The organism is Pseudomonas sp. S06B 330, assembly GCF_002845275.2.
Lineage (GTDB): Bacteria > Pseudomonadota > Gammaproteobacteria > Pseudomonadales > Pseudomonadaceae > Aquipseudomonas.
The window spans coordinates 4948586-4971809 of the sequence record NZ_CP088149.1 but is presented as its reverse complement, the minus strand read 5'-3'; the positions used below and the strand labels follow the sequence as shown (position 1 = coordinate 4971809).

28 protein-coding genes and 1 pseudogene are annotated in these 23224 nt (G+C 59.2%); 17 read left to right on the top strand and 12 right to left on the bottom strand.

Annotated elements, in window-relative coordinates:
* Window positions 1-149: 149 nt before the first annotated feature.
* The 6 genes from hemA to CX511_RS22380 all read left to right on the top strand — a co-directional run bounded on the left by hemA (window position 150) and on the right by CX511_RS22380 (window position 5513).
* Window positions 150-1427 carry a glutamyl-tRNA reductase gene (gene hemA / locus CX511_RS22405; RefSeq protein ID WP_045188028.1) on the top strand — a complete coding sequence of 426 codons (1278 nt, stop codon included), beginning with the start codon at window positions 150-152 and terminating at the stop codon, window positions 1425-1427.
* The gene (gene prfA / locus CX511_RS22400; protein ID WP_045188030.1) at window positions 1424-2506 is read left to right on the top strand and encodes a peptide chain release factor 1; all 1083 of its coding nucleotides are present in this window, start codon (window positions 1424-1426) and stop codon (window positions 2504-2506) included. Before hemA ends, prfA begins: the two co-directional genes overlap by 4 nt.
* Entirely contained in the window at window positions 2507-3337 is an 831-nt protein-coding gene (prmC, locus tag CX511_RS22395) for a peptide chain release factor N(5)-glutamine methyltransferase (RefSeq protein ID WP_045188032.1), read from the top strand.
* Window positions 3331-4086 carry a molybdopterin-synthase adenylyltransferase MoeB gene (locus CX511_RS22390; protein ID WP_045188034.1) on the top strand — a complete coding sequence of 252 codons (756 nt, stop codon included), beginning with the start codon at window positions 3331-3333 and terminating at the stop codon, window positions 4084-4086. The genes prmC and CX511_RS22390 overlap by 7 nt, the downstream gene beginning before the upstream one ends.
* On the top strand, window positions 4079-4879 hold the full coding sequence (gene murI, locus CX511_RS22385) for a glutamate racemase (protein WP_101292416.1): 801 nt from the start codon (window positions 4079-4081) through the stop codon (window positions 4877-4879). The genes CX511_RS22390 and murI overlap by 8 nt, the downstream gene beginning before the upstream one ends.
* A gap of 115 nt (window positions 4880-4994) precedes the next feature.
* The gene (locus CX511_RS22380) at window positions 4995-5513 is read left to right on the top strand and encodes an acyloxyacyl hydrolase (RefSeq protein WP_045188039.1); all 519 of its coding nucleotides are present in this window, start codon (window positions 4995-4997) and stop codon (window positions 5511-5513) included.
* 37 nt (window positions 5514-5550) lie between these two features.
* Here the strand turns inward: CX511_RS22380 and CX511_RS22375 are convergent, their stop codons facing one another.
* The 4 genes from CX511_RS22375 to CX511_RS22360 all read right to left on the bottom strand — a co-directional run bounded on the left by CX511_RS22375 (window position 5551) and on the right by CX511_RS22360 (window position 9416).
* Window positions 5551-6243, bottom strand: a complete 693-nt coding sequence (locus CX511_RS22375) for an SDR family NAD(P)-dependent oxidoreductase (protein WP_052675635.1) — start codon at window positions 6241-6243, stop codon at window positions 5551-5553.
* 4 nt (window positions 6244-6247) lie between these two features.
* Complete coding sequence (phrB, locus tag CX511_RS22370; protein WP_045188043.1) at window positions 6248-7693, bottom strand: deoxyribodipyrimidine photo-lyase; 1446 nt, start codon at window positions 7691-7693, stop codon at window positions 6248-6250.
* Window positions 7694-7800: 107 nt separating this feature from the next.
* Window positions 7801-8358: a YbgA family protein gene (locus tag CX511_RS22365; RefSeq protein WP_052675637.1), complete on the bottom strand. Its 558-nt coding sequence runs from the start codon at window positions 8356-8358 to the stop codon at window positions 7801-7803.
* Between the two features lie 71 nt (window positions 8359-8429).
* The gene (locus CX511_RS22360) at window positions 8430-9416 is read right to left on the bottom strand and encodes an NAD(P)/FAD-dependent oxidoreductase (protein WP_045188045.1); all 987 of its coding nucleotides are present in this window, start codon (window positions 9414-9416) and stop codon (window positions 8430-8432) included.
* Between the two features lie 185 nt (window positions 9417-9601).
* On the opposite strand from CX511_RS22360, the gene CX511_RS22355 reads away from it, so the two are divergent.
* A complete protein-coding gene (locus CX511_RS22355) occupies window positions 9602-10507 on the top strand; it encodes a TIGR01777 family oxidoreductase (RefSeq protein WP_045188047.1) in 906 nt (301 codons plus the stop codon).
* A gap of 13 nt (window positions 10508-10520) precedes the next feature.
* On the top strand, window positions 10521-11537 hold the full coding sequence (gene hemH, locus CX511_RS22350) for a ferrochelatase (RefSeq protein WP_045188049.1): 1017 nt from the start codon (window positions 10521-10523) through the stop codon (window positions 11535-11537).
* Window positions 11538-11633: 96 nt separating this feature from the next.
* Here the strand turns inward: hemH and CX511_RS22345 are convergent, their stop codons facing one another.
* Together CX511_RS22345 and upp are read right to left on the bottom strand one after the other, a co-directional pair.
* Window positions 11634-12908 (bottom strand): uracil-xanthine permease family protein, encoded by a 1275-nt coding sequence (locus CX511_RS22345; protein WP_045188051.1) that lies wholly within the window; start codon window positions 12906-12908, stop codon window positions 11634-11636.
* A 2-nt stretch (window positions 12909-12910) separates the two neighbouring features.
* Window positions 12911-13549 carry a uracil phosphoribosyltransferase gene (gene upp, locus CX511_RS22340; RefSeq protein ID WP_045188053.1) on the bottom strand — a complete coding sequence of 213 codons (639 nt, stop codon included), beginning with the start codon at window positions 13547-13549 and terminating at the stop codon, window positions 12911-12913.
* Between the two features lie 164 nt (window positions 13550-13713).
* Between upp and CX511_RS22335 the strand changes: the two genes are divergently transcribed.
* The 4 genes from CX511_RS22335 (at window position 13714) to CX511_RS22320 (ending at window position 15612) form a co-directional block, all read left to right on the top strand.
* Window positions 13714-14271 (top strand): hypoxanthine-guanine phosphoribosyltransferase, encoded by a 558-nt coding sequence (locus tag CX511_RS22335; protein WP_045188055.1) that lies wholly within the window; start codon window positions 13714-13716, stop codon window positions 14269-14271.
* Window positions 14272-14276: 5 nt separating this feature from the next.
* Entirely contained in the window at window positions 14277-14750 is a 474-nt protein-coding gene (locus tag CX511_RS22330; protein WP_045188057.1) for a WbuC family cupin fold metalloprotein, read from the top strand.
* Between the two features lie 36 nt (window positions 14751-14786).
* Window positions 14787-15254 (top strand): hypothetical protein, encoded by a 468-nt coding sequence (locus CX511_RS22325; RefSeq protein WP_045188059.1) that lies wholly within the window; start codon window positions 14787-14789, stop codon window positions 15252-15254.
* Between the two features lie 70 nt (window positions 15255-15324).
* Window positions 15325-15612 carry a PA4642 family protein gene (locus tag CX511_RS22320; RefSeq protein ID WP_045188061.1) on the top strand — a complete coding sequence of 96 codons (288 nt, stop codon included), beginning with the start codon at window positions 15325-15327 and terminating at the stop codon, window positions 15610-15612.
* A 54-nt stretch (window positions 15613-15666) separates the two neighbouring features.
* On the opposite strand, the gene mqo is transcribed toward CX511_RS22320, so the two are convergent.
* Window positions 15667-17172 carry a malate dehydrogenase (quinone) gene (gene mqo, locus CX511_RS22315; protein WP_045188063.1) on the bottom strand — a complete coding sequence of 502 codons (1506 nt, stop codon included), beginning with the start codon at window positions 17170-17172 and terminating at the stop codon, window positions 15667-15669.
* A gap of 604 nt (window positions 17173-17776) precedes the next feature.
* Entirely contained in the window at window positions 17777-18010 is a 234-nt protein-coding gene (locus CX511_RS22310; RefSeq protein ID WP_045188065.1) for a hypothetical protein, read from the bottom strand.
* Window positions 18011-18186: 176 nt separating this feature from the next.
* Between CX511_RS22310 and CX511_RS22305 the strand changes: the two genes are divergently transcribed.
* Complete coding sequence (locus tag CX511_RS22305) at window positions 18187-18771, top strand: YajG family lipoprotein (RefSeq protein WP_045188067.1); 585 nt, start codon at window positions 18187-18189, stop codon at window positions 18769-18771.
* Between the two features lie 62 nt (window positions 18772-18833).
* On the opposite strand, the gene CX511_RS22300 is transcribed toward CX511_RS22305, so the two are convergent.
* A complete protein-coding gene (locus CX511_RS22300; RefSeq protein WP_045188069.1) occupies window positions 18834-19040 on the bottom strand; it encodes a hypothetical protein in 207 nt (68 codons plus the stop codon).
* Between the two features lie 146 nt (window positions 19041-19186).
* On the opposite strand from CX511_RS22300, the gene CX511_RS22295 reads away from it, so the two are divergent.
* On the top strand, window positions 19187-19447 hold the full coding sequence (locus tag CX511_RS22295; protein ID WP_045188071.1) for a hypothetical protein: 261 nt from the start codon (window positions 19187-19189) through the stop codon (window positions 19445-19447).
* A gap of 100 nt (window positions 19448-19547) precedes the next feature.
* Here CX511_RS22295 and CX511_RS22290 read toward each other — a convergent pair whose 3' ends face one another.
* On the bottom strand, window positions 19548-20711 hold the full coding sequence (locus CX511_RS22290) for a 1-acyl-sn-glycerol-3-phosphate acyltransferase (RefSeq protein WP_045188073.1): 1164 nt from the start codon (window positions 20709-20711) through the stop codon (window positions 19548-19550).
* A 124-nt stretch (window positions 20712-20835) separates the two neighbouring features.
* Here CX511_RS22290 and CX511_RS22285 point away from each other — a divergent pair, with 124 nt between their 5' ends.
* From CX511_RS22285 to CX511_RS22275, 3 genes are read left to right on the top strand one after another with little or no spacing between them, the layout of a single operon-like run.
* Entirely contained in the window at window positions 20836-21018 is a 183-nt protein-coding gene (locus tag CX511_RS22285) for a CPXCG motif-containing cysteine-rich protein (protein ID WP_045188075.1), read from the top strand.
* A complete protein-coding gene (locus CX511_RS22280; RefSeq protein ID WP_045188077.1) occupies window positions 21018-21278 on the top strand; it encodes a putative signal transducing protein in 261 nt (86 codons plus the stop codon). The genes CX511_RS22285 and CX511_RS22280 overlap by 1 nt, the downstream gene beginning before the upstream one ends.
* A gap of 13 nt (window positions 21279-21291) precedes the next feature.
* Window positions 21292-21915: an SOS response-associated peptidase gene (locus tag CX511_RS22275; protein WP_045188079.1), complete on the top strand. Its 624-nt coding sequence runs from the start codon at window positions 21292-21294 to the stop codon at window positions 21913-21915.
* A gap of 50 nt (window positions 21916-21965) precedes the next feature.
* On the opposite strand, the gene CX511_RS25725 is transcribed toward CX511_RS22275, so the two are convergent.
* Both CX511_RS25725 and CX511_RS25720 read right to left on the bottom strand, forming a co-directional pair.
* On the bottom strand, window positions 21966-22709 hold the full coding sequence (locus tag CX511_RS25725) for a methyl-accepting chemotaxis protein (RefSeq protein ID WP_409077867.1): 744 nt from the start codon (window positions 22707-22709) through the stop codon (window positions 21966-21968).
* A 111-nt stretch (window positions 22710-22820) separates the two neighbouring features.
* A pseudogene (locus tag CX511_RS25720) lies at window positions 22821-23015 on the bottom strand (HAMP domain-containing protein); the annotation flags it as partial.
* Window positions 23016-23224 lie beyond the last annotated feature (209 nt).

Genomic DNA, 23224 nt, shown 5'->3' with positions numbered 1-23224 from the left:
GTCGGATCATCATGACACAAGCGCCGGGGCAAACCCATAAGCGAAGGTCTCAGTAGGGGTAGACTATAGAGACAATAGCGAGCGGTGGTTGTTCTGAAACCTGCGAAGTAGGACAATTATCGGCTTCTCGTCATAATCAGCGATCTTGCATGGCCTTTCTTGCCCTCGGTATCAACCATAAGACTGCCTCGGTAGACGTACGCGAGCGCGTGGCGTTTACCCCTGAGCAGCTGGTGGAAGCCTTGCAGCAGCTCTGCCGACTGACCGCCAGCCGCGAAGCTGCGATCCTTTCGACCTGCAACCGCAGTGAACTGTATATAGAGCAGGATCACTTGGCGGCAGAGAGTATTCTGCGCTGGTTGGCTGAGTACCATCAGCTGAGCCTCGATGAGCTGCGCGCCAGTGCCTACATCCATGAAGATCATGACGCCGTGCGGCACATGATGCGCGTCGCCTCCGGGCTTGACTCGCTGGTGCTGGGCGAGCCGCAGATCCTCGGTCAGATGAAGTCTGCCTATGCCGTAGCGCGCGAAGCCGGGACCATTGGGCCGCTGTTGGGGCGTCTGTTCCAGGCAACCTTCAGCGCCGCCAAGCAGGTGCGTACCGACACCGCCATCGGCGAAAACCCGGTGTCGGTGGCCTTTGCCGCCGTCAGTCTGGCCAAGCAGATCTTCAGTGATCTGGGCCGTAGTCAGGCATTGCTGATTGGCGCTGGTGAAACCATTACGTTGGTCGCGCGGCACCTGCATGAACAGGGCGTACGGCGTATCGTGGTGGCCAACCGAACCTTGGAGCGCGCCAGTACCCTGGCCGAGCAGTTCGGCGCCCATGCGGTACTGTTGGCCGATATTCCGCAGGAACTGGTTAACAGCGATATCGTCATCAGTTCCACCGCCAGTCAGTTACCGATCCTGGGCAAGGGCGCGGTGGAAAGTGCACTGAAGCTGCGCCGGCACAAACCGATTTTCATGGTCGATATCGCCGTACCACGCGACATCGAGCCGGAGGTCGGAGAACTGGACGACGTCTATCTCTACACCGTCGATGACCTGCATGATGTCGTCGCCGAGAACCTCAAAAGCCGTCAGGGCGCAGCCCAGGCTGCCGAAGAGTTGGTCTCGGTCGGCGCCGAAGATTTCATGGTGCGCCTGCGCGAGTTGGCCGCCGTTGATGTGCTCAAGGCGTACCGACAGCAGAGTGAACGCCTGCGAGATGAAGAGTTGCAAAAGGCCCAGCGTCTTCTGGCCAACGGTACCAGCGCCGAAGAAGTGCTGGCGCAACTGGCGCGCGGGCTGACCAACAAATTGCTCCACGCACCCAGTGTGCAACTGAAAAAGCTCTCTGCCGAAGGCCGCCTCGATGCGCTGGCCATGGCCCAGGAACTCTTTGCCCTCAATGAGGGTTCGACGGATAAAACCCCGCAATGAAAGCGTCGCTGCTCAATAAGCTGGACACCCTCCAGGACCGTTTCGAGGAATTGACCGCCCTGCTGGGTGATGCTGAAGTCATTTCCGATCAGACCCGCTTCCGTGCCTATTCCCGTGAATATGCCGAAGTCGAGCCCGTGGCTGCCGCCTACGCTCAGTGGCGTAAGGTCCAGGATGATCTGGCTGGTGCGCAGGCGCTGCTCAAGGACAGCGACCCCGATCTGCGGGAAATGGCGGTGGAAGAAGTGCGTGAAGCCAAGGCGCAATTGGCCGAGCTTGAGAATCAGCTCCAGCGCATGCTGCTGCCCAAGGACCCTAACGACGGCCGCAACGTATTCCTGGAAATCCGTGCCGGTACCGGTGGCGACGAAGCAGCGATCTTCTCCGGCGACTTGTTCCGCATGTACTCGCGATACGCCGAACGTCGTGGCTGGCGCCTGGAAATCCTCTCGGAAAACGAGGGGGAGCACGGCGGCTATAAGGAAATCATCGCTCGGGTCGAGGGCGAGCATGTCTATGGCAAGCTGAAGTTCGAGTCCGGCGCCCACCGCGTCCAGCGTGTGCCGGAAACCGAATCCCAGGGCCGCATCCACACCTCCGCCTGCACCGTGGCGGTGTTGCCAGAGCCCGACGAGCAGGTGGCGATCGAGATCAACCCGGCGGACCTGCGAGTGGATACCTATCGCGCTTCCGGTGCCGGTGGTCAGCACATCAACAAGACCGACTCGGCCATCCGCATCACCCACTTGCCCACTGGCATCGTCGTCGAATGCCAGGAAGAACGCTCCCAGCACAAGAACCGCGCGCGGGCGATGTCCTGGCTGTCGGCCAAGCTCAACGACATCCAGACCAGCGCCGCGCAGAATGCAATTGCCAGTGAGCGCAAGCTGCTGGTGGGCTCGGGTGATCGTTCCGAGCGAATTCGTACCTACAACTATCCACAGGGCCGGGTCACCGATCACCGCATCAACCTGACCCTGTATTCCCTGGATGATGTTCTGGCAGGTGGTGTCGACGCGGTGATTGAACCGTTGTTGGCTGAATATCAGGCTGACCAACTGGCTGCACTGGGTGAGTAAATGACGATTATCGCCAGCCTGCTTCGCGCTGCGGAGCTTCCGGATTCGCCAACTGCGCGTCTGGACGTGGAATTGCTGTTGGCCGCGGCCATCGGCAAGTCGCGCAGTTATCTGCATACCTGGCCTGAGCGAATTGTCAGCAGCGAGGCGGCATTGATCTTCGCCCAATACCTGCAGCGTCGTCGTAGCGGTGAGCCGGTAGCCTACATCCTTGGGCAGCAAGGGTTCTGGAACCTGGACCTGGAAGTGGCACCGCATACCCTGATACCGCGTCCGGACACCGAGTTGCTGGTCGAGACAGCCCTGGAGCTGTTGCCCACAACGCCGGTGCGGGTCCTGGATCTGGGCACCGGTACCGGTGCCATCGCCCTGGCCCTGGCCAGCGAGCGGCCGCAGTGGCAGGTCAGCGCGGTCGATCGCGTACTTGAAGCGGTGGCCTTGGCCGAGCGCAATCGCCAACGTCTGAGCCTGGACAATGTCCAAGTGCGTAGCAGTCATTGGTTCGACGCCCTGGGGGGGGAGCGCTTTGATCTGATTATCAGCAATCCGCCGTATATCGCCGCTGAAGACCCTCATCTGGTGTCCGGTGATGTGCGTTTTGAGCCCAGCAGCGCCTTGGTCGCCGGCGCCGATGGCCTGGACGACCTGCGTATTATCATCAGCCAGGCTCCTGCGCATCTGCAGCCTGGTGGCTGGTTACTGCTTGAACACGGTTACGATCAGGCCGCAGCAGTGCGTGAGTTGCTGGCTCTGCACGACTTTGAGCAGATCGAAAGCCGCATCGATTTCGGTGGGCATGAGCGCATCAGCCTGGGGCGACTGTCGTGCTGAGTGATCAGGAGCTGTTGCGCTACAGTCGGCAGATCCTTCTGGCTCAGGTCGATATCGACGGGCAATTGCGGCTAAAAAACAGCCGAGTGCTGATTGTCGGTCTCGGCGGCCTTGGCTCACCTGTGGCGTTGTACCTGGCAGCGGCCGGTGTCGGTGAGTTGCACCTGGCGGATTTCGATACGGTCGACTTGACCAACTTGCAACGCCAGGTATTGCATGACACGCCCTCGGTCGGTCAGAGCAAGGTCGACTCGGCGTTGACCCGCTTGCAGGCGATCAACCCTGAAGTGCGCCTGGTGGCTCACCGCAGCGCGCTGGATGAAGATTCCTTGGCTAGCGCCATACAGGCGGTGGACCTGGTGCTCGACTGCACCGACAATTTCGCTACCCGCGAAGCGGTCAATGCTGCCTGTGTGGCCTCGCGCAAGCCGCTGGTCAGTGGTGCGGCGATTCGCCTGGAAGGGCAGTTGTCAGTGTTCGACCCACGTCGCCCTGAAAGCCCTTGCTATCACTGTCTCTACGGACATGGCAGTGAAGCCGAGCTGACCTGTAGCGAAGCCGGAGTACTCGGTCCGTTGGTGGGCCTGGTAGGCAGTCTGCAGGCTCTGGAAGCGCTTAAGCTATTGGCCGATTTTGGTCAGCCGCTGGTAGGTCGGTTGTTGCTGATTGATGCCTTGGGTAGCCGTTTCCGTGAGTTGCGTGTCAAGCGCGACCCGGGATGCAGCGTGTGTGGCGGGCACAATGACTGAGCAGGTTACAGCGCCGATCGGCGTCTTCGATTCCGGCGTGGGTGGTTTGTCGGTACTGGCTGAGATCCAGCGCTTGCTGCCCGATGAGTCGCTGCTGTACGTGGCCGACTGCGGGCATATCCCCTACGGCGAGAAATCCCCTGAATTCATTCGTCAGCGCTGTCGCCTGGTGGCCGAGTTTTTCCGTGAGCAGGGCGCCAAGGCCATGGTGCTCGCCTGCAACACGGCCACCGTGGCTGCCGTTGCTGACCTGCGGGAACAATATCCTGATTGGCCATTGGTCGGTATGGAGCCTGCGGTAAAGCCCGCAGCCGCTGCGACTCGCAGTGGCGTGGTGGGGGTGCTGGCTACCACGGGTACGTTGCAAAGCGCTAAGTTCGCAGCCCTGCTGGATCGATTTGCCAATGATGTGCGGGTCGTGACCCAGCCATGCCCTGGGCTGGTCGAATGCATTGAAGCCGGCGATCTGGGAAGTCCAACCGTGCGTGACTTGCTCCAGAGTTATGTAAAACCGTTGCTCGAAGCCGGTTGCGACACCTTGATTCTCGGCTGCACGCATTACCCTTTCCTCAAACCGCTGTTGGCCCAAATGGTGCCGCCGTCGATTGCTATCATCGACACAGGTGCAGCCGTCGCCCGTCAGCTGCAACGGCTGTTGGATGAGCGGCAATTGCTGTCTGCCGGTCCGGCACGGGAAGCGCAGTTCTGGACCAGCTCAAGCCCGGAACATCTGCAAAAGATATTGCCAATGATGTGGAATAAATCGGCCAGTGTGCGAAGCTTCACCCTGTGAAAAGTGTGAAAAACACTCAGGATATTGTGAACTAACGCCGTACTATCGATTTCTATAAATTTTGTCCGACGAGGCAAAAGAATCAACATTAGCATTAGGAAAAAGGACGTTTCTCATGAAGAAACTGCTTTGTTTGGCTGCAGTTGCGGCCGTGACCCTGGGGCAATCTTTTACAACTCAAGCTGCTGATATCACGTTTGCGCTGGGACAGACTGGCGACTCGACCATGACCTATCGCCTAGGCCTTCAATCGAATTGGGATAGCAACTGGTGGGAGAGCAGCATTGGTCGGCTTACCGGTTATTGGGATGCCGGATACACCTATTGGGAAGGTGACGAGACGGCAAGTAACCACAGTCTTTCCTTTGCGCCGGTATTCGTCTATGAGTTTGCTGGCGAGTCGATAAAACCTTATATAGAAGCCGGCATCGGTGTCGCAGCTTTCTCCAGCACCGAAGTTGAAGATAACAAATTGGGATCGTCTTTCCAGTTCGAAGACCGCATTGGTTTCGGTCTGCGTTTTGCCGGTGGACATGAGATTGGCATTCGCGCAATTCATTACTCAAATGCCGGATTGCAAACGCCTAACGATGGTGTAGAAAACTACACACTTCATTACCGTATGTCGCTGTAAAGCTACATCGGCCCTGCATTGTTCGCAGGGCCGCAGCTTACCTGGGAAGCGGCCAGAGACTGTTCAGTTGCAGCGCTTCGAGAACCAGGTTGGCTGAGCGATCAGGCAGTCGCTCAAGGATCGCCGTTGCGGCGCTTTGTGCAGTCCAGCCTTGCGGGGTAACTTGCACCGGCGTCTGCGAATAATTCAAACTCTTGGGCGCAACGATCGTCAGTCCGATGGACTTGGCGGCAAGAGCGGTGCGTTGGGCATTCAGCAACTGCATCACGCTGTTGTCTGAGGTTGCCGGTTGTCTGGGGTCACCCAGTTGCAACGATGAATAGCGACTGAGAATACCGACTACCTGTGGCGAACGACCATGCTGCAGGAGTGCCAAGGCGTTTTCCAGGCAATGTCTGGATGCACTTAGATTACTTCTGACAATACCTTCGAACATGGCTGCCGCCGGCGTATCCGGTGCCAGATAGTCACACGTCCCGGCATTGATGATCAGGCAATCAAGCGCCCCCCAGCGATCAGCAATGTGTTTAGCCGCCTGCTGCGCCGCAAACGGCTCGGTCAGGTTGCTATCGAGCAATAGCAATCGGGAAGCGAACTGGCGAGCCAGAGCCTGCAATGCTTCAGCGCTGGGGCCACTGGCTGCAACCTGTGCACCTTGTTCCAGTAATTGTTCGACCAGCTCCAGCCCAAGGCCGCTGCTGGCACCGCTAATCCAGACTCTTCTGGCCATCGGGTTACTCAAGATGCGATTCCTCAAACTGCCGCGTGGATAAATTCTTGAAAGCAACTAAGGCACGTTGGCGACTGCTTGCGAGGTCCACAATCGGTAGTGGGTATTGAGTTGTAGCAAAAAGCCCATCAAATAGCATGGGTAAATGAATATTTTTGTCGTCGACGTCCACCCGTTCGGGTAGCCAGCGCCTGATGAAAAAGCCTTGGCTGTCGAAGCGACGGGATTGGCTGACCGGATTGAAAATCCGGAAGTAGGGCACCGCATCGGTTCCTGTGGAGGCACTCCACTGCCAGCCACCATTGTTGGCCGCCAGGTCACCATCAATTAGGTGGCGCATGAAAAAACGCTCGCCTTCGCGCCAGTCGATCAACAGGTTCTTGGTCAAAAACATCGCCACAACCATCCGCAGGCGGTTGTGCATCCAGCCAGTGGCGAGCAGTTGGCGCATGGCCGCGTCAATGATCGGGATACCGGTACGGCCCTCCTGCCAGGCTTTTAACTCCTCGGGCGCATGACGCCAGGGCAGTGCCTCGGTTTCCTGGCGGAAGGCGCGGTGGCGCGACACACGGGGATAGCCGTGGAGGATGTGTTTGTAGAACTCACGCCAGAGCAGCTCATTGATCCAGGTCACCAGCCCTTGGTTACCACTGTCAAACTCACCCAGGTTGTGCGCCAGCGCCCGATGCAGGCATTGACGAGGGGAAATGACCCCGGCTGCGAGGTAAGGCGAGAGTTGGCTAGTGCCCGTGACAGCGGGAAAATCGCGTTGCTGCTGATAGTCCTCAACGGATTCGTCGATAAAGCGCTGCAGGCGCGTTTCGGCCTCGGTTTCCCCTGCTGGCCACAGTTCGCTCAGGCTGGAAGCGGGTGGCTCGAACCCTGCCACTTGGGCGGGAATCGTGTCGCTGGCAATTGCTAACGGCGCCTGAGGCGTTGGCAAGCATTGCAGATTGGGGACGCTCATGTGCAAGCGCTGGTAACAGGCCTTGCGAAACTGGCTGAACACCTGGAAGTAACCACCACTGCGGGTGAGGATACTTCCAGGTCTGAACAACAACTGATCCAGGTAGCACTGCACGGCGATGCCTGCTTGTGTCAATGTCTGGCGGACGGCCTGATCGCGGCGACTTTCATTGACACCATATTCTTCATTCAGGTGCAGTGCCTGCACTTGATGTTCTCGGCAGATCTGCAAGAGCACGTCGGGGGCCTTGTCCCAGGTATCGGCCTCCCGCACCAGTAGCGGAATGTTCAATGCACCAAGCTGCTCGCGCAGGACCCTTAGATTGCGTAGCCAGAAATCGATTTTGCATGGGGCGTCATCGTGGCTGTGCCACTGCTGGGCACTGATAAGCCAGACGGCCAAGGTTGGCCCCTGGGTGCAGGCCGCCGACAGCGCGGTGTTGTCGTGTACGCGCAGGTCACTGCGCAGCCAGATCAGTTGCATGGTGCTCCCCGTGAATTGTGCTCTTGTAATTGCTGACCGTTTGGTCCGCTGGACGTTTCGTTGCTTTTGCCATTCATGCCGTTGTGTGAGCAGGTTGTGGCGTCTGTTCACATTGCATTGCGCACGTTCAGATTCTGCGAAGGCGGATCCAGGTAAACCTGATGTGTCAGATAGGCATTGGGATGACGGCACAGGTGCTGCTTGAGGCGAGTCAACGGAACCTTCAGGGGCACGGTGCCGGCGTGATATTGGCTGATCAGCTGACGCATTTCCTGGCGTTCGTCTTGGCTCAGCGACTTGCGCAGGTAGCCGCTCAGGTGCAGGAGCACGTTAGTGTGAGTGCCGCGTGTGGCACAGCGGCGTAGTGCCTGCATCAGTTGGCTGAAGTAGCGAGGGCCAAGCACCTGCGGATCATCGTCGTACGTCATGCTGCCCAGTAGTTTCCCCAGCACTTTGTACTGTTCTGGGTTATTGGCCATCAATTGGTACTTATAGCGCGAATGAAAGTTGATCAGCGCGCTGCGGCTGAGGCCTCTGGCTAGCAGTTGCTGCCACGCGGTGAAGGCGCGGACACGGATGATGAGGTTCTCCCACAGCACCGGGTCGCGTATTTGATCCTGTTCTTCGAGGGGGAAATCTCGGTGCTGCTGGCAAAAAATGTCCATGGCAGGCTTCAAATAATCTTGTACAAAATGAAATTATTGTACAGAACTATCAAAGTTGCGAGATTTTACCGCTACTCCAGATGTTCAAGCAGCCGCCGCGCGGCTTCCTGGCCGCTGAGCCAAGCACCTTCAACGCGACCCGAGAGGCACCAGTCACCGCAGGCATAGAGGCCCAGATCAGCATCAGCCAGTGCGCCCCATTCGTGATTACTGGCTGGACGGGCGTAGAGCCAGCGATGGGCGAGGGAAAAGCTAGGCGCGGGCACCACGCAACCGACCAATTCAGCAAAGTCGCCCCACAGGTGTTCAATCACGGCTTCCTTACTCAGGTCGATATGCTGCTTGCTCCAGTTTGACGTGGCATGCAGTACCCAGGTGTCCATATGCTCGTCGCGGCCTGGCTTGCTGCGGTTGCGCGCCAGCCAGTCAAGGGCGCTGTCCTGTACGAAGCAACCCTGCATCGGCGTATCCAGGGGGGTATCGAAGGCCAGGGCAATTGCCCAGGTCGGGTCCATCTGTACACCGGCGGCAGTCGCTGCCAGCTTGGGCGTGGCGGCCAACAATTGAGTGGCCTGGGGCGCTGGTACGGCGACGATCACCCGGCTGAACGGGCCATGGCTGCAACCATCGGTGTCTTGCAGGTGCCAGTAATGTTTGCCGCGAAATACCTCGGCAATTCGGCAGGTGAAGTTAACGGTCAGGTCTTTGAGTAAGCCGCGGGTAATGGCGCTCATGCGCGGCACGCCGACCCAACGGGTCTGTTCGTCCGGTGACGGGCTTAGAACCCCGTTCTGGTAGTTGTAGAGCTGCGGTTTCCACTCGGCGACCCAGCCGGCAGCCACCCAGTGCTGAACCTGGTCAACAAAGCGTCGGTCGCGAGCGGTGAAATACTGAGCCCCCAGGTCGAGGGCGCCTGCATCACTGCGTTTGCTGGCCATGCGGCCACCGCTGCCGTGGCCTTTGTCGAACAAGTGGACAGTCTGCCCGGCTTTTTGCAATGCCTGGGCTGCTGAGAGCCCGGCAATACCGGCACCGATGATGGCAATAGGTACAGTCATAATGGCCTCTTCGAACCTTAGGGTTGCAGGCTGTGCTGCAGGACAAACCTGTACAACTAACGATCTGTGTATAACATGGCGGAATTCGTCACCACAGGTTGACCTATGTTTATCCGAGAGTGTTCGGTCAAAAAAGTGCCTTGTTGTTAAAAATAGACCAGCGCGCGCCATGTGAGGACACAGCCATGCATATATTGCTGACCGGCGGTACGGGATTGATAGGCCAACAGCTTTGTCGGCTCTGGCTTGCGCAAGGCCATCGTTTAACGGTGTGGAGTCGAAGGCCTGAGCAGGTGGGTAAGTTGTGCGGGGCCGGCGTGCAGGGGATTGCTCGTCTGGAGGCGCTGGGCGAGGAACAAACAATCGATGCAGTGATCAATCTGGCCGGTGCTCCGATTGCTGATCGCCCTTGGAGTGCGCGGCGGCGTGCGCTGCTCTGGAGTAGCCGGATCACCCTTACGGAGCAACTGCTGGCTTGGCTCAGCAGTCGCCAGCAGCGCCCTGAGGTACTGATCTCCGGCTCTGCGGTAGGTTGGTACGGCGACGGTGGAGAGCGTGAGCTGACCGAGGCCTCACAGCCGGTCAAAGAGGACTTTGCCAGTCAGCTGTGCATCGCCTGGGAGGAAACCGCGCAGCGCGCACAAGCCTTGGGGATTCGTGTGGTGTTGGTGCGTACGGGCTTGGTGCTGTCGAGCGAGGGCGGCTTTTTGTCGCGTCTGCGTGTGCCGTTCAAATTGGGCCTGGGAGGGCCGATTGGTGATGGCCGACAGTGGATGCCATGGATTCATATAGACGACCAGATTGCCCTGATAGATTTTCTCTTGCAGCACAAGGACGCCAGCGGTCCTTATAATGCCTGCGCTCCGGAGCCGGTGCGCAATCGTGAGTTTGCCAAGCGCTTGGGCCGTGCGCTGCATCGCCCGGCCTTCATGCCGTTACCGGCAGTGGTGCTCAAGGCCGGGCTGGGTGAACTGTCGACCCTGCTGCTGGGCGGTCAGCGAGCACGGCCGGTGCGCTTGCTCGCAGCGGGTTTCACTTTCCACTTCAATGATTTGCAATCGGCCCTGGATGAGTTGTCCAGTCGCCTCTGAAATAGGACGTTGCATGACCGATCACGCTCTGCTGCTGGTCAACCTGGGTTCGCCGGCCTCCACGTCGGTGGCCGATGTGCGCCGCTACCTCAATCAGTTTCTGATGGACCCCTATGTCATCGACCTGCCTTGGCCAGTACGGCGCTTGCTGGTATCGCTGATCCTGATCAAGCGACCTGAGCAGTCGGCCCACGCCTATGCCTCGATTTGGTGGGATGAAGGCTCGCCACTGGTAGTGTTGACCCGTCGCTTGCAGGAGGCGATGCGTGAGCAGTGGTGCCACGGCCCGGTGGAAATTGCCATGCGCTATGGGGAGCCGTCGTTGCCGACAGTGTTGGCGCGACTGGCTGCTCAGGGTGTGAAGAAGGTCACGCTCGCACCCCTTTACCCGCAATTTGCCGACAGCACCGTGACGACGGTGATCGAGCAGGCTCGGCAGGTACTCGCTGAACAGAAACTGCCGTTGCAGATGGCCGTGCTGCAGCCGTTCTATGACCGTCCTGAATACATCGATGCGTTGGTGGCCAGTGCCCGGCCGTACCTTGAGCAGGATTATGACCACCTGTTGCTGAGCTTCCATGGCTTGCCCGAGCGCCATTTGAAGAAGCTCGATCCGACGGGCACGCATGATTTCCAGGCCGCCGACTGCTGTCGGGATTCCTCGCCCGAGATGCTTGCAGTGTGTTATCGCGGGCAGTGTCTGCGCACCGCCCAGGCGTTTGCCCGGCAGATGGGCATTCCCGATGGCAAGTGGTCGGTGTCGTTTCAGTCGCGGCTGGGGCGGGCTAAGTGGATTGAGCCCTACACCGAAACGCGGTTGGATGAACTGGGAAAATCAGGGGTGAAGAAGCTGCTGGTCATGTGCCCGGCCTTTGTCGCCGACTGTATCGAGACGCTGGAAGAGATCGGTGATCGTGGCCGTGAGCAGTTTGTTGCGGCAGGCGGGGAGGAGTTGGTATTGGTGCCTTGCTTGAATGATCACCCGCAATGGGCGCAGGCGTTGAACACGCTTTGTGTTCAGGCGGGTTGAACCTGGGAACGCCTCGCGGTCCAGCGCCGGCAAGGCCGGCTCCCACAGGAAATGTGGGAGCCGATAGGCTGCAGAACAGCCCAGTAGGCGTTCAGGTCAAGGCAACTGATCGTCCAGCGCCTTTTTCTTCCAGCCGTCGTTACCTGGCAGCAGCAAGTTCAAGGCAATGGCAACCACCGCACACAGTGCAATGCCTTTAAGTCCCCAGTCATCCGGGCCAGTACCGCTACCCACAAGCACGCCGCCGATGCCGAACACCAGCGTCACCGAGACGATCACCAGGTTGCGTGCTTCGCTCAGGTCGATCTTGTGGCGGATCATGGTGTTCATGCCCACAGCCGCAATCGAGCCGAACAGCAAGCACAGAATCCCGCCCATCACCGGCACCGGGATGCTCTGCAGTAATGCACCGAACTTGCCAATGAACGCCAGGGTGATGGCGAAAATCGCCGCCCAGGTCATGATCTTCGGGTTGTAGTTCTTGGTCAGCATTACCGCGCCAGTGACTTCGGCGTAAGTGGTGTTGGGTGGGCCACCGAACAGGCCGGCCGTAGTGGTGGCGATACCATCACCGAGCAGGGTGCGGTGCAAGCCAGGCTTTTTCAGGTAATCGCGGCCGGTCACACTACCGACGGCAATCACGCCACCGATATGCTCGATCGCTGGTGCCAGGGCAACCGGAACAATGAACAGGATCGCCTGCCAGTTGAACGCCGGTGCCGTGAAGTGTGGCAGGGCCAGCCAAGGGGCGGCGGCAATCTTGGCGGTATCGACTACGCCGAAGTAGAACGACAGAGCAAAGCCAACCAGCACGCCAGCAATAATCGGAACCAGGCGGAAGATGCCTTTGCCGAACACTGCGACGATCAAGGTGGTCAGCAGCGCCGGCATCGAGATCAGCATCGCCGTGCTGTAGGGCAGCAGCTCGGTACCGTCACCGGCTTTGCCCATGGCCATGTTGGCGGCAATCGGCGCCATGGCCAGGCCGATCGAAATAATCACAGGGCCGATGACTACCGGCGGCAGCAGGCGATCGATAAAACCGGTGCCTTTGATTTTCACCGCCAGGCCGAGGAACGTGTAGACAAAACCTGCCGCCATCACCCCGCCCATGGTCTCAGCCAGGCCGAACTGACCCTTGGCAAGAATGATCGGGGTAATGAAGGCAAAGCTCGAAGCCAGAAATACCGGGACCTGACGCCCGGTCACTACCTGAAACAGCAGAGTTCCCAAACCCGCAGTGAACAGCGCGACGTTAGGGTCAAGGCCGGTGATCAGCGGCATCAGCACCAACGCGCCAAAGGCGACGAAGAGCATTTGCGCGCCGGAGAGGACCTGGCGCCAGAGCGGGTCGTTGAACTCCTGCTGCATGCTCAGGCGTCCTTCTGCTTGGTGCCGAAGATCTTGTCGCCGGCATCGCCCAGGCCCGGGATGATGTAGCCATGTTCGTTCAGGCGCTCGTCGATCGAGGCGGTGTAGATCTGTACATCGGGGTGTGCTTTCTCGACCACGGCGATGCCTTCGGGCGCTGCAACCAGGACCATCGCGCGGATGTCTTTGCAGCCCGCTTTTTTCAGCAGGTCAATGGTGGCGACCATGGAACCGCCGGTGGCGAGCATCGGATCGATGATCAGCGCCAGGCGCTCGTCGATTTCCGGGGCGAGCTTTTCCAGGTAGGTATGCGCTTCGAGGGTTTCCTCGTTACGGGCAACACCCACAGCGCTGACCTTGGCGCCTGGAATCAGGCTGAGCACACCGTCGAGCATGCCGATACCAGCGCGCAGGATCGGTACTACAGTAATCTTCTTACCGGCGATTTTCTCGACCTGGACCTTGCCGCACCAGCCATCTATTTCATAGGTTTCGAGTGGCAGGTCTTTGGTGGCCTCGTAGGTCAGGAGCGTGCCGACTTCCTGGGCGAGTTCGCGGAAATTCTTGGTGCTGATATCAGCGCGGCGCATCAGGCCGAGCTTGTGACGGATCAGCGGATGGCGGATCTCACGGGTAGGCATAGGGAAAGCTCCGGGGGGCGGGCAAAAAAACCGCGGTAGATTAATCTATTCAGCCGTGTGTGTCCTATAGGCATTCTGGACGTTAGTCCATAAATGCTTGATCTGGCGCCCTTGGATGCGTACCTTTGCCCGCTTTTCACAATTGCAGCCCCCTGGAGAGCGCCATGTCCGCTGATCTCGAGCATATCCGTCAAGTCATGCGAGAGGCTGACTGCCTGTACACCGAAGCCGAAGTCGAGGCTGCCATCGCCCGCGTTGGCGCGCAGATCAGCGACGTTCTAGCCGAGAGTAACCCGGTGGTGTTCTGTGTGATGAACGGTGGCCTGATTTTCGCTGGCAAGCTGTTGACCCACCTGCAGTTCCCGCTGGAGTCGTCGTACCTGCACGCTACGCGCTATCGCAATCAGACCAGCGGTGGTGATCTGTTCTGGAAAGCCAAGCCGGAAGTCTCCTTCATTGACCGCGATGTGCTGATCATCGATGACATCCTTGATGAAGGTCACACGCTCAGCGCCATCATCGACTTCTGCAAACATTCCGGAGCTCGCGCCGTGCACACTGCCGTGCTGATCGACAAGGATCATGACCGCAAGGCCAGTGCCGAGCTTAAAGCCGACTTCTGTGGCCTGAGCTGTGTGGACCGTTACGTGTTTGGCTATGGCATGGACTACAAGGGTTACTGGCGCAACGCCAATGGTATTTACGCGGTTAAAGGGCTCTGAATCCCATGCGCCAGCCCGGATTTCTCGACCTCGCGTTGTTTGCCGAGCTGGCTGCCAAGGCTGCGGCTAATCCGCGCAGTCGCCAGCATCACAATTTTCATGAAATGGAAGAGCCTTGCCATCGCATGGCGGTTGGCCTGCAGCCTGGCACCTATATTCCGCCGCACCGGCACCTGTCTGCCGATAAGGCTGAATGCCTGATTGTGCTGCGTGGCAAGCTGGGCCTGTTGATCTTTGATGAGCAGGGCACAGTCATCGATAAACGGGTCATGCAGGTCGGTGGCGATTGCTTAGGTGTTGATCTGGCGCCGGGTACCTTTCACGGTCTGGTGGTGCTGGAGGCAGACAGCGTGATGTTCGAGTGCAAGTCCGGCCCTTATCGCCCGGTAGGCGAAGGGGAATTGGCGAGTTGGGCGCCGCGCGAAGGTGAACCTGGTGTTGCCGACTATCAGGCCTGGATGCGCACGCACTTCGAGTGACGTGCTAGAGTGCCAGGCCGTACCAAGGAGCCTGTCATGCGTGCGATTGTTCCTCTTCTTCTGCTGTTGAGCATGCCCCTGGCTGCAGCCCCTTTGCACAGCCAATTCCTGCCGCCTGATGACCTGTCCCTGCGCCAGGACGCCGTTGAAACCCAGCAATTGCTACAGGTCACCAGCTATTCGGTGGTGGTGGGCAATCAACGTCAGTCCAACCAGCAACCGATTCCCGTGACTTCGCCATTGACCTTGCGCCTCAAGGGCAAGCCTTTGAGTAAAGGCACAAGCGCCAACCAGGTACTGATCACGTTCGATGGCGAAAGCAAAAGCCTGAAAAAGCCGGTGTTTGACGGCAAAAGCAAAACCCTGAACCTCAATTACCCGCTGAGCCAGTACCGGGTGATCCTCGATCTGTTGCGCAACGATACCGTCTATGTGCAATTCCTCAGCTACGGCAACGGCCACATCTGGGCCGATCTACATACCGGAGCGGTACGCGCGCGTTGAGCGCCGGGGCCGGGCAGGGGTAAACTGCCGGCCCGTGAAAATGTCCGTGATGGTTCAGTTGGAGTCGGTAATGCGTAAAGACAAGAAGCAAGTGATTGGCGACGAGATCAGCGACGACTACGTCAAATCCTTCCTGCAGTTCGAACCAGCGGATGCCACTTCGCCTTCGCAGCATAAGCTGATCAAGGCCTATCGCGGCCTGCGCATCGACGACTTCGAGCGTTTTGTTGGTTTCTTCGTTGAGGCTGGCCTGGACCTGGACGGTAAAGACGAACACGGCCAAACCTTCGTCGACGTGATCAAGGACCAGCGTAACGCCGCTGAGTACATTGAGATCATCGACAAGGCCCGCGGCTGATTAGCCAGCGCGCATAAAAAAACGCCCCGAAGGGCGTTTTTTTATGCCGGTGCGTTACGCGTAGCTTTGCGCCGGGCTGTTTTCGACCAGGCCGAGGACCTCGTCGTTGTGTGCGCTGATCTTGTGATACAGCGCAGCGTCGGCGGCCAGGACCTTTTCCCGTGCCGGGAAAATTTCCTTGAGTTTGGCAGCCCAAGCGCCCTTGGTTTGCTCGGGGAAGCAGCGTTCGATCAGATCAAGCATGATCGAGACCGTCACCGATGCACCTGGGGAGGCGCCCAGCAGGGCGGCGAGGGTGCCGTCCTTGGCCGCTACCAGTTCGGTACCGAACTGCAGGATGCCGCCTTTTTTCGGGTCTTTCTTGATGATCTGGACACGTTGGCCGGCCACTTCCAGGCGCCAGTCCTCGGCTTTCGCCTCGGGGTAGAAACGGCGCAGGGAATCCAGGCGCTGTTCCATCGACTGCATCACTTCGCTGACCAGGTACTTGGTCAGGTCCATGTTGTCGCGCGCTACGGCGAGCATCGGGCCGATGTTGCCCATGCGTACCGACAGCGGCAGGTCGAGGAACGAGCCGTGCTTGAGGAACTTGGTGGTGAAGCCGGCATAAGGACCGAACAGCAGCGAGGTTTTGCCGTCGACAACGCGGGTGTCCAGGTGTGGCACCGACATCGGAGGCGAACCGACCGCAGCCTGGCTGTACACCTTGGCCTGGTGCTGTTTGACCACTTCAGGGTTGTCGCAGCGCAGCCATTGGCCGCTGACCGGGAAACCACCAAAGCCTTTGCTCTCTTCGATACCCGACTGCTGCAGCAGCGGCAGGGCCGCGCCACCGGCGCCGAGGAAGACGAAGCGGGCGTCGACTTCACGGCTGCTGCCGCTGTTGACGTCCTTGATGCTGACGGTCCAACCACTGCCATTGCGACGCAAGCCAGTGACCCGCTTGCAGTACTTGACCTGGGCATCCGGCGCGCTGGCCAGGTGCTTGAGCAGCTTGTTGGTCAGGGCACCGAAGTTGACGTCGGTGCCTTTCATGACGCGGGTGGCGGCGATTTTCTGGTCGGCAGGGCGACCCGGCATCATCAGCGGCATCCACTCGTTCATCACCGCTTTGTCTTCGGTGTACTCCATCTCGCTGAAGGCATGGTGCTGCTTGAGCAGCTCAAAGCGCTTCTTGAGGAAGTCGATACCTTTCTGACCTTCGACGTAGCTCAGGTGCGGCACGGGGTTGATGAACGCCCGTGGCGATTTGAACGCGCCTTTTTTGCTCAGGTAAGCCCAGAACTGCCGGGATACCTCGAACTGAGTGTTGATGAGCACCGCTTTCTTGATGTCGATGCTGCCGTCGGCGGCCTGCGGCGTGTAGTTCAGTTCACACAGCCCGGCATGGCCGGTCCCGGCGTTGTTCCACGGGTTGGAACTTTCCGCGGCACCCGAATCCATCAACTCGACGACTTCCAGCTTGATTGCCGGGTCGAGTTCCTTGAGCAGTACGGCCAGGGTGGCACTCATGATGCCTGCCCCTACCAGTACTACATCGACTGCTTCGTTCTGCGCCATTAACGCGTCTCCAAAATCTACAGCACCAAATTGACAGCATAGGATCCCAGGCTTGGCCAGGACCGCCATGTCCGATTCTTCGCAGTTTTTGCAACTTCAGCGGACACCGCCAACCGGGCTTTGCGTTGCCTATGAACGCATTTTAAGGCCGGTGCGGCAATTCGACTTATGGTCAAGGTGTCCGTCGTGCGTTATGGACCGGCCTCAGGCACTCATCCTGGATGAGCACATTTGCCAGCTGTTCAGGGCTGTTCGGGACACTTTAGGTGCTTTTGCACATGCCAGACTGTTCATTGCTCGCCACACTCTCGTGAAGTTGTGAAAACCCGTTTTTTCACGCTCTTTTGGAGTCGTGAACCTCAAAATGGTCTGCGCGATGGCAGGCCGGCAGGTTCTGGCAGAGCAGAGGGCCGTATGACGCAGGCACACTGGCTGGTGCAAGACCTGTGTGGAAGGCTCTCTGTGGGCGGTGCGGAGGGTGCCGATGGTGAACATTGGCGGTGCTGCGAGGCCCGATCAGGAGACGTCCTTATAATCGGGGGGAGATTATAACGATGTCTCAGACAGAAATGATCTTTATTAATGACTTTTATTGATGTGCGGTTCAGGTAGCGAGGCTGCGCTGTATCCAGTTACCACGACGGCGCGTGCAAACCCGGGCGCTGGCGGGCAGCGGCCGGTTAAGCCAGGCCAGGCGAATTTCTTCGATTTCCACCCAATCGCCGACATCCGGCTGTTCTGCACACTGCTTGAAGGCCAGGCAATGACCCTGGGCATCGAGGCGGGCAAAGCTGCGGGTGGGCAGGCGGTTAAACAGTGACGTCCAGAACCAGGACATGGCGGCTACCTCTGTGAGTGTTCTGCCGTGAGCATAACCGCGGGGTGATTAAACGATTGTGACAGTCGAACCGGGATCACCCAGGGCTGTCTTATTCGCTAATGGCACAGCGATGGCTGGGTCGCGTCACGGTGGTTATACTGGCGGCCTTTGCTGCCTATTCTGGAGAGATGAGCATGTTGCAACGTTTGTTGTTCGGTTTGATCGCGGTGACCAGTCTAACGCTGGTCGGTTGTGCCCACAGCCCGCAACAACTCAGCCCGCAACCAAAACTCACCGCTCAGCTGGCGCCGGTCGGTCACGGCCAGCCAGTGGTGGTCAAGGTGGTCGATGGCCGTGCTTCGCAAACCCTGGGCACCCGTGGTGGCCTGTACCCTGAAACCAGCGCGATTACCGTGACCGGCAACGACATCCTGCCAAAACTGCAAGCCCAGGCCGAAGCGGCCGTACGTTTGCTCGGCTTCACCCCGACGCCGAACGCCTACAATGCGCCGCAGCTGACCGTGACCCTGGCCGAGCTGAAGTACCAGTCGCCCAAAGAAGGCATGTACGTCACTGAAGCCACCATCGGCGCGACCTTCAAGGCTGACGTGTCTAATGCCAATCGTCGCTACAGCGGCCGTTATGGCGCGTCCCTGGACCAGCGCTTCGGCATGGCGCCGAACCAGGAAACCAACACCAAGTTGGTCGGCGATGTCCTCAGTGACGCCCTGACCCGTCTGTTCAAGGATCAGGCAATCGGCCAGATCCTCGGCGAGTAATCTACGCTGACGAAAAAGCCCGGTGACTGTACGCCAGTCATCGGGCTTTTTTGTGGCGGGCTTCAGGCCGCTTCGACGTAAAAGTCCAGTACGCTGATACCGGTCTGGACATCGACCTCGGGCAGGTACTCATGGGCATGGCCGCCCAGCGCGCAATACACCAGCCATTGACGGTCCTGGACATTGAACGCCAGGCCGTCGACCAGAGCTTGCTGTTCGTCGCTTTGGGCGATCAGGTAGAGACGGTCCTGGTTTTCGGCGTGCAGCATGAACGAGCTCCGGTTCGTTGAAGGCCGCTAGGGTGACGTGTGTGGATGACATTCGTGTGACGATGCTCGTCATTGGTCGAAAAGCGCAGGACTTGAGGCGGGGCTTGGGTAAAATGCCCGCCGATGTCTGACTTCGAGGTACTGGAATGTCGCTGCAAATGCTTTGGGGGCTGATCGCTGCCCACCCTGCCAAGTTGATCAACGTGCTGGCACTGCTGATTACCTGCCCTGGCGGCTTGCTGCTGCACAGTGCCCGGCGCCGTGAGGCACAGGCGCTGACCAATGCGCCTAGCGATGAAGCCGTGGTCGATGGCATGACCCTGCGCATCAACCGTTTCTACTACATTCTGGGTTTTGCCTTCCTGGCGTTGGCCTTGCTGCTGTCCTGGTTCAGTACCTGGGTGTGACCGGTCGATCGCCGACAACACCGGCCCCCACAGAAATTGCAGGCGTAACGGCCTTGCATTGATTTTGTGGGAGCTGGCCTTGCCTGTGCTGCGGTGAAGCTTAAAGCGCCAAACCTGCCTTGACCCGGTACTGATTACGGACCGGCATCGCATATTGCTGAACCAGATACGGCCGCTGCTCGGCCGGGCAGGCATCCAGGCGACGCTGCCATTCGGTCTGGGCGCGGGCCAGTTCGTCTGCCGGGAACACCTTGGCCGCCGCCGGCACGTCCAGTGCCGGATCAGCGTCAGCCCACTGCGCATACGCCAGGTAGTGCACCGGGAACAACCGGTAGCCAGCAAGAATCTGCCGATCAATTTCCGCCGCCAGTTGCTTGGTGTCCTCGAAGAACGCCGTTACGGGTGGGGCGAAGTTGATGTGCACACGCCCTTTGTAGCCGGTGATGCCCTGAGCGATGCTCAGATCATCCTCGCCCGGCGCCTTGCTATAGGTACCGGTGGTGGCGCGGATGTACAACTCGCGGGCCTTGGCTTGGTCGCAGGGGTCGTATTCGTAGCTGATCGACACCGGGCTAAGGTTCAGCGACTGGATCACTGCCCCGAATGGCTCGTCTTTGCGGCTCATGTGGAACATTTTCAGGATGGCCGAGTCGGTGCGGTCGTCACCGTCCTTGGCCCGGCCTTCGGCTTGGGCGATCCAGATTGACTGGCCGTCGTTGCGGATCGAGTGATTGATATAAGCCGAGAGCAGCTGGTAGGCCGCGAGTTTTTCGCGCCGTCCGGTGATCGAACGGTGGACAATGAAGCTCTTGTTCAGGCGCATCATGTCGCTGACGAATGGCTTTTGCAGCAGATTGTCACCGATGGCGATGCGTGGCGTCGGCAGCCCGGCGTGGTACACCGCGTAGTTGACGAATGCCGGGTCCATGACGATGTCACGGTGGTTGGCCAGGAACAGGTAGGCAGTGCCCGACTTGAGCAGTTCGACACCGGTGTAGGTGACGCCGTCAGTGGCCCGCTCGATGGTATGGTCGACGTAGTACTCGACTTTGTCCTGCAGGGTTGACACACAGCTGACCCCGGCAAACTCCTTGCGCAGGCGGCGGGCGATCAGTGGCTTGAGCAACCAGCCGAAGGCATTGGCCATGCGCGGGAAGCGGAAGTGGGTGAGGATATCGAGGAATGCCGGGTCGCTGAGCAGGCGTGCCAGAACGGCAGGGACCTCAGCGTCGTCGTACGGTCGGATGGCATCGAATTCGCCCATCATGCTCTCTTGTTGGAAACGGCTAGGGTAATAGGTAGGGCCGGGGTTCGAAAAACGGCTCGAACACGCGCAGGTCCTGTAAATAGACCGGCAATTATACGCACAAGTCACTGTGGAGGCCGCGATGCTCGAAGCTGCAACTTACGAATGCCCTTATTGTGGTGAGGAAGTTGAGACAACGGTGGACCTGTCAGGCGGTGACCAGGAGTACATCGAGGACTGTCAGGTGTGCTGCAAGCCCATCCGCTTTGTGCTGCAGGTGCATGGCGATGAATGGATGCTCGATGTTTACGGTGAGAATGACTGATGCAGCGAATCTACGACCCGGAAAGCCTGTTGGAAGCTGAAATGCTGATCGGAATGCTCGACAGCGAAGGGGTCAGGGTTCACCTGGTGGGCCGCGACCTGATGGGCGCCATCGGAGATCTGCCGATGCAGGGCCTGCTGGGTCTGGCAGTTGCCGATGAACAGGCCGAGTACGCACGCCAGCTGATCGCCGCGTACAATGCCGCCCAGCCACTGTCTGGCGACGAACCGGAGCACATTCCGGGAACCCTGATTTGCTAGGTCTCAATCCCTCATGTGTGGACGTTACGCGCTGTTTCGCTGGTCTCCTGCCTTTGCTGCATTGCCGGGGTTTCCGACCGACCAGCAGGCGCAATGGAATATTTCACCCGGTGCCTCGGTGCTGATTCAGCGCCGTCTTGAAGACGGACAACCGGAGTTGGCCCGTGCCCGTTGGGGCCTGACCCCGGCGTGGCTGACAGACCTGTCGCGCACCCCGGCCCATGCCCGTGCCGAAACCCTGGCCGAACAGCCGATGTTTCGCGAGGCCTTTCGCCTGCGCCGTTGCCTGATGCCCGCCAATGGTTTCTACGAATGGCGCGGGACCCAGCGAAAACGCCCTTACTGGTTGACGCCGGGTGAGGGCTCTTCGCTATTTTTTGCTGCCATCTGGGAGGCCTATCCGGTGCAGGACCAGGTTTGGTTGAGCACGGCAGTGGTCACTCAAGCGGCGATGAACCAGCGTCGGCCACTGATTCTGGATGCGGCCGGGCAGGCGGCCTGGTTGGATCCTGATACACCGCCGGCGCGGCTTTATGAGTTGCTGGCCAGCGCCCAGGCGCCGTTGCGTGAGCGGGTGCTGGCCAATATGGTCAATGATCCGAAACTCAATGGGCCGGAGTGTTTGACTCCGGCTTAAAAGCATTGCGGGGCTATGTTGTGGGAGCGAAATCATCCGCTCCCACGGGGTCAAACCCTGAACTGATTGATCAAGCGCCGTTGCTGCTCAGCCAGTTTGGTCAGTTCGGCACTGGCATTGCTCGACTCGTCCGCCCCGCCCGCCACTTCATTGGCCACCTGGCCAATATTGATTACGTTGCGGTTGATATCTTCAGCCACCGCGCTCTGTTCTTCTGCAGCGCTGGCAATTTGGGTGTTCATGTCATTGATCACCGAAACTGCTTGAGTGATGCTCTCCAGCGCCTGGGCGGCACGGGCAGCTTGTTGTACGCTGTCGTCAGTCTTGCCTTGGCTGTCTTCCATGACCCGCACCACATCGCGGGTACCTTGCTGCAGTTGCTGGATCATCTGCTGGATTTCTTCAGTGGCCTGCTGGGTTTTCTGCGCCAGGTTGCGCACCTCATCAGCAACCACCGCAAAGCCACGGCCTTGCTCACCGGCGCGTGCAGCTTCAATCGCGGCGTTGAGCGCCAGCAGGTTGGTCTGCTCGGCAATGGCGCGAATGGCGGTAAGGATGGCGTTGATGTTTTCGCTGTCGCGGGCCAGGGTTTGCACCACGCCGACAGCACGACCAATCTCCTCGGCCAGGGCGCTTATCGAACTCGATGTGCTGCGCACGATCTGCAGGCCCTGATGGGCCGCCTGGTCGGCGTTGCTGGCCGCCTGGGCCGCTTGGGTGGCATTGCGCGCCACGTCTTGGGCGGTAGCGGTCATTTCGTGCACCGCGGTGGCCACCAGGTCGATCTCGGCCATTTGCTTGTGCACGCCCTGGTTGGTGCGGATGGCGATATCAGCGGTGTGCTCTGAGGAATCGCTGACTTTCTGTACCGAGGTCACTACCTGACTGATCATGGCCTGCAACTTGGCCAGAAAGGTATTGAAGCCCTTGGCAATCGAGCCCAGTTCGTCGGCGCGGTCGCTGCTCAGGCGGCGGGTCAGGTCACCTTCTCCCTGGGCGATGTCGTCGAGCATGGCCACCATTTGGCGCAGCGGACGTGCAATGCCATGGGCCAGCAGCCAGATCACCAGCAAACCAAGGGCGGCGATGCCCAGGCCCATCAAGGTCATGCCGGTAAGGTCGGTGCTGCGTTGGGCGCTGAGTTCGTCCTGCAGTTTATTGACGTCAGCCATCACCGCGCTCAGGGGTAGCTCCAGCATCAGGGTCCAGCGGGCGTCGGTATTACCGATCTTGAACGGCAGGTACAACTCGATGCGTCCAGCGTCCTGATTGACTTCATAGCGCAGGTTTTCGCCACTGAGCTGGCTCA